This window comes from Actinoalloteichus spitiensis RMV-1378 (assembly GCF_000239155.1).
Lineage (GTDB): Bacteria > Actinomycetota > Actinomycetes > Mycobacteriales > Pseudonocardiaceae > Actinoalloteichus_B > Actinoalloteichus_B spitiensis.
Genome location: NZ_AGVX02000841.1, coordinates 1 through 6308 on the forward strand (window position 1 = coordinate 1; position 6308 = coordinate 6308).

Here is a 6308-nt window from a genome sequence, read left to right on the forward strand (position 1 = left end):
TCGGTGGTGTTGCACCACATCGCCGGTGACGGCTGGTCCATGACCCCGCTCATCCGCGACCTCGGCGCCGCGTACGCGGCCCGGGCCTCCCACGACGCGCCCACCTGGGAGCCGCTGCCCGTGCAGTACGCCGACTACACGCTGTGGCAGCGGGAACTGCTGGGCAGCGAGGACGAACCAGACAGCCCGATCTCCCAGCAGCTCGACTACTGGCGAACCGCACTGGCCGGCCTGCCCGACCTGCTCGAACTCCCGACGGACCACCCCCGCCCACGGGTCGCCAGCTACCGGGGAGACGCGGTCCCCTTCGAGATCGACGCGGGGCTGCACGCCAGGATCGTCGACCTGGCGGCGGAGTGCGGTGTCAGCGTCTTCATGGTGCTCCAGGCGGGGTTGGCCGCGTTGCTGACCCGGTTGGGGGCGGGCACGGACATCCCGTTGGGCACGCCGGTGGCGGGCCGCCCCGACGAGGAGCTGGAGGAGCTGGTCGGGTTCTTCGTCAACACCCTGGTGTTGCGGACCGACACGTCCGGGGATCCCTCGTTCCGGGAGTTGCTGCACCGGGTGCGGCGGACCGACCTGGCGGCCTACGCCCACCAGGACCTGCCCTTCGAACGGTTGGTGGAGGTCCTCAACCCGACCAGGTCCCTGTCCCGGCACCCGCTGTTCCAGGTGGCACTGGCCTTCCAGTCCACCGCCAGGCCGGACCTGGACTTCCCCGGCGCCATCGTGGAGTCCGAACCGACCGGTGGCAAGGTCGCGAAGTTCGACCTGTCCATCAGCCTCAACGAGTACCGCACGCCCGACGGCGCCCTCACCGGCATGGAAGGGCTCGTAGAGTACTCCACGGCGCTCTTCGACCCCTCCACCATCAGCGCCCTCATCGGCCGGTTCCTCCGACTCCTGACCGAGGCCACCGCCCATCCCGAGCGCACCATCGACAACCTCGACATCCTCGGTCAGGAGGAACGTCGCACGATCCTGCACGACTGGAACGACACCGCGCACCTCACCGACGCCGTGCCGCTGCCCACCCTCGTGGAACGCACCGTCGACTCGGTCGGGGACGGCGAAGCCGTGCGGCACGGGGGCACCACCCTCACCTACACCGACCTGGACACCAGGGCGAACCAGCTCGCCCACCACCTCATCGAGCTCGGTGTCGGCCCGGAGACCAGGGTGGCGCTGCTGCTGCCCCGCACCCCGGAACTCGTCGTCACCGTTCTCGCCGTCCTCAAGGCCGGCGGAGCCTGGGTCCCCGTGGACCCCCACTACCCGGCCGACCGGGTGCGGTACCTGCTGGAGGACAGCCAGGCCGCGCTCCTGGTCACCGAGGAGGCACACCACGGCGACCTCGACACCACCGTTCCCCTGCTCCTCCTCGACGACGAGACGACCAGGAACACGGTCGCCGCGCGGCCGGTCTCCCGACCATTGCGCACACCGCACCTGGACAACGCCGCGTACGTCATCTACACGTCCGGCTCAACCGGCCGCCCGAAGGGCGTGGTCATCCCCCACGCCGGACTCACCGGACTCGCCGAGGAGCAGATCGACCGGTTCCGGCTCACCACGGACTCCCGTGTCGCCTCGCTGGCGTCCCCCAGTTTCGACGCCTCGGTCATGGAGATGCTCATGGCCCTCGCCAGCGGCGGAGTCCTCGTCCAACCCGAGCAGTCCGGTCCCGTCGTGGGCGCCGATCTCGCCCAGTTCCTGTCCGAGCACCGCATCACCCACGCCCTCATCCCACCCACCGCGCTCGGGAACGTCCCAGCGACCGACCTCCCCGACCTCGTCACGGTCCTGGTCGGCGGTGAGGCCTGCGGCGCCGACCTCATCGGCAGGTGGGCACCCGGCCGCCGGATGTTGAACCTCTACGGCGCCACCGAGGCGACCGTCTGGTCCACCGCGGGCACCCTCGCCGAGGGCACCGCGGTGCCGCCGCTGGGCGGACCCATCCGCAACACCAGGGCCTACGTACTCGACCCGTCCCTGCGCCCGGTCCCCGTCGGCGTCGCCGGCGAGGTGTACCTGGCCGGCGACGGTCTCGCACGCGGCTACCTCGACCGCCGCGGACTGACCGCCCAACGCTTTGTCGCCGACCCGTTCGCCGCCGGTCCTGGCGCCAGGATGTATCGCACCGGGGACGTGGCGCGCTGGCTGCCATCCGGCTCCCTGGCGTTCGTCGGACGAGCTGACGACCAGGTCAAACTCCGCGGATTTCGCATTGAACTGGGTGAGATCGAAAACGCCCTGACCGAACTCCCGGACGTCGCCCACGCGGCGGTCGTCGTTCGGGAGGACCAACCAGGCCGCCAGCAACTCGTCGGCTACGTGGTACCGGAGGCGAACCACGCCACCAACGACGCGGCAACCGACGCGGAGGGCACCCCGACGGGCGCTGCGGGGTCGAGCGCGCTGCGGGAACAGCTCCGCCGGACACTGCCCGAGCACATGGTGCCCGCGGCCGTCGTCACCCTCGGGGAGCTCCCGCTCACCAGCAACGGAAAACTGGACCGGGAAGCACTCCCCGCACCCGACCACACCGCAACCACCTCAGGGCGGATCCCGATCACCCCACGCGAGGAGGCGCTGTGCGCACTCTTCGGGGATGTCCTCGGTGTCGAACGGGTCTTCGCCGACGACAGCTTCTTCGACCTCGGCGGCCACTCGCTGCTGGCGACCGAACTCGTCAGCCGGGTCCGCGCCCTCCTCGGCGTCGACCTCGCCGTGCGCACCGTCTTCGAAGCGCCGACCGTCGCCGAGCTGGCGGCGCGCCTGGGCACCGAGGTGGACGAGGGTGCCCTCGACGTCCTGCTCCCCCTCCGCACCCGAGGCAGCAGGCCACCCCTGTTCTGCGTGCACCCCGCCGGGGGAATGAGCTGGTGCTATGCCGGGCTCCAGAACACCCTCGACGGCGATCAGCCGATCTACGGCCTCCAGGCGAGGGGGATCGGGGAACCGGGCGCTCTCCCCGGGAGCATCGAGGAGATGGCCGATGACTACCTGGCCCAGATCAGGACGGTCCGCCCCCACGGCCCCTACCACCTGCTTGGCTGGTCCTTCGGAGGCGTGGTCGCCCACGCCATCGCGACCCGCCTCCAGGCCGACGGGGAGGAGGTCGGGCTCCTCGCACTCCTCGACAGCTACCCGGTGACGGCGACGATCGAGGGCCGCCAGGCCACCGAGCAGGAAACCCTGCGGGAACTGCTCCAGGTTTTCGGAGTGCCCGGACCCGAGGACGTGCCCCTCACCCGCGACGACGTCGTCGCCGCCGCACTCGGGAACGGAACCCTCGCGGGCCTCGCCGAACGCGACGTCCAGGCGATGCTGGATGTCTACCTGAACAGCAGCGACCTCGTCGCGAAGTTCACCCCGGGGCGGTTCGTCGGCGACGTCCTGCTGTTCCCCGCCACCGTGGACCGCGTGGAGGACGCCCCCACCGCCGAAGCCTGGACCGCTTACGTCCAGGGGACGGTGACGACACACGAAGTCCACTGCGCACACCTCGACATGGCCCAACCAGGACCGCTCGCGGAAATCGGACGCCGTGTGGCGGAGGAAATGCGCGACAGCACCGAGGAGGCGGACTGACAGCAACACCCGGGCCCGAGCACCATTGGGAACGGTGGACGGGCGCGTCAACGGAAAGCGGCATCGACTTGACGAAACCGTTGACGCGCCTGCCCTCGAAATCCGGTTCGCCCGCGTCCCGGAAGTCCGCCGCATTTCCGAAAACCCACCGATCGCACACCACGGCACAACCACCCGAAAAGGAACTCGACCAGAGGGTTTTGGGGAAGGGCGAAGGTCGTTGCGAGTCCGAACCACCTGGTAGAGCCTGGTTGCGGATTGTTGGCGGGCAAACGGGAACGTCCGGCCCCCAGGGGGCGGAGGGGCGCGGCCGGTCCACCACCGAACCAGACGAGAAGTCCGTCCGCAACGGGGGAACGGGTGTCAACGCTCGACACCCACGCCCACCGTCCGGTGCCCGGGGAAGGTGGCATGGAGTCAACTCAACTGGCAGACGTGTTCGAGAAGCTGGTGCATCAGTACCGGGTTCCCGGGGCCCAGTTGGCTCTCTACGACAACGGCGAACTGCGCACCGTCGAAGTCGGCCACCAGCACCACGACCGTCCCAGCCCCGTCACCAGGAACTCCGCCTTTCCGTTCGGTTCCGTCACCAAGTTCGTGACCGCGACCCTCGCCATGCAGTTCGTCTCCGACGGGGACATCGACCTCGACACCCCGATCTCCGAGTACGTCCCCGCTCTCCGCGGTGCGGCCAACCCCCAGATCGGGCGGATCACCCCCCGGCAGCTCCTCAGCCACACCGGTGGCCTGGTGACAGAGATCGACTTCCCCGACATGCGGACCGCCTCCTACCAGCGGTACGCCCAGGCCGCCGCCGGCGTGGACAACATCTTCCCGCCCGGCGAGGCCTTCTCCTACTCCAACGTGGGCTACTGCCTGGTCGGCCACCTGGTCGAGAGGGTCTCCGGCATGGACTGGTGGACCGCCGTCGAAACCTGCCTCCTCCGGCCCCTCGGCATCACCCCGGCGTTCCTCTTCGACCCCCGGCCGCTCAGCGAACGCTCCTCCGTCGTGGGCGGCCACACGGTACGTGTGGAAACCGGTGACGTCGCGGCCGTCGACCTGTTCCTCCCCCTCTCCGCCAGCGCCGCAGGAGGCCTCGCCGGCAGCGCGTCCGACCTGGTCACCCTCGCCCGGCTGCAACTCGAGGACCGCGACGGCTTCGACCACGCCGACCTGCTTCCCGATGACGCCGCCCGGAACATGCGCGCTACCGCCCACGGCGCCGAACCCTTCGGCCTCGCTGACGCCTGGGGTCTCGGTCTGATGAAGTACCAGGGCGCCGACGGGACGACCTGGTTCGGCCACGACGGAACCGTCGACGGCACCAGCTGCCACCTCCGGGCCAACGCCGAGCAGAACACGGCACTCGCGATGACCGCCAACGGAACCACCGGACTCCTGCTCTGGGCCGACCTCGTCGAGAGCCTCCGCGACGCCGGGATCGCGGTCGGGCACTACACCGTGCCCGCCACCAACCCCGTCGAGGTGGCCGACCCCGCTGACTACACCGGCGACTACGTCAACGGCAACATCCCCTTCCGGGTGGAGTCGGACCCCGAAGGCGGACTCGCGCTGACCAGGACCGACGGTTTCCACGTTCGGCTGGCGATGCACCAGGACGACGTCTTCCTCGCACGCGAGGAGGACTTCGACGCCGCCGACATCGGTGGTCGGTTCGTCCGTGACGCCGCGACCGGCGCCGTCACCCTGCTGCAGTACGGCGGACGCTCGTACCGGCGGTCCTGACCACGTCGAGCGAACACCGCCAGGCTTCGCTGGTTGGCCGGAGTGGAACGCCTGGCACGGCACGACGAACACCAGGCGGCGGCCAACCGACAGGAGCGAAGTACCAGAGATGACCACCGAACCGCATGCTGTCCAGGTCTCCGCCCCCGGCCCCCGCCGCTTCGCCCCGCTCGTGGTGCCGGCCGACCTCGTGCGCCGGCTGGACGCACTCCAACACGACCACCACCCGGGGGCGGCGACGACGACAGCGGAGCACGGCGACGCTCCCACCAGGCGGGAAGAACCCGCTCACCCGTGGGATGCGGTCCTTCCCGCTCTGATCACGTCCGCACGGGCGCTGTACGCCAGTCAGCACGACGGTCCGAGTCCTTCGGTCCACGTCATGCGCCAGTCCGAACCAGGGGACCCGGCGCATTCGTCGAGCGACGCCACGGCGGGGCAGTTCTCCGCCTCGACCGTCATCCCCGCGAGCGAGATCAGCCCGAAACAGGAGGCAGCCGAGCTGCTCGGGGCCCTGCGCAGTCACCTCGTCCAAGGCAAGGCCCTCGGTACCACGGCCGCTGACCTCACCCAGCCTGCTCCTGTACGCCACTCCTCGACCGCAGCGGGGACGCGCCCCGCCTCTTCTCCACGCATCGTGATCCGCATTCACGGCGCCCCGGTCGCCCGAGATTCGCGCTCCGACCAGTCCACCGGTGCCCTCGCGCTCGATCTGTGGACGGCCGCCGACGGGGTGTTCGGGGTGATCGGCGGCACCGAGGTGCTGGACGGGCAACACGCGACTGGCCTGGGACGGCAGCTCGTGCTCCTGCTTCGGTCCATCGCCGACCACCCTGAGCAGCCGGTGCGGGATCTCCTGCGCGCGTCGGAACGGCGCCACACCGAAGAGCACGTGATCGCCACCGACCGGGTGCTGCCGGTGGAGACGGTCACCGGGGTGTTCGCCGCGCGGGTGGTCGAGTGCC

The 6308-nt window shown here is 70.2% G+C and carries 3 protein-coding genes; all 3 read left to right on the forward strand.

Features of this window, described 5'->3' with window-relative positions; all coding sequences use genetic code 11:
• The coding region (locus ACTIDRAF_RS31495) for a non-ribosomal peptide synthetase (RefSeq protein WP_016701546.1) at positions 1–3594 on the forward strand (3594 nt) is incomplete at its 5' end.
• A gap of 411 nt (positions 3595–4005) precedes the next feature.
• A complete protein-coding gene (locus ACTIDRAF_RS0225920; protein ID WP_026066508.1) occupies positions 4006–5343 on the forward strand; it encodes a serine hydrolase domain-containing protein in 1338 nt (445 codons plus the stop codon).
• Positions 5344–5452: 109 nt separating this feature from the next.
• Positions 5453–6308, forward strand: an 856-nt coding sequence (locus ACTIDRAF_RS0225925) for a hypothetical protein (protein WP_026066509.1), incomplete at its 3' end; no start/stop codon positions are given.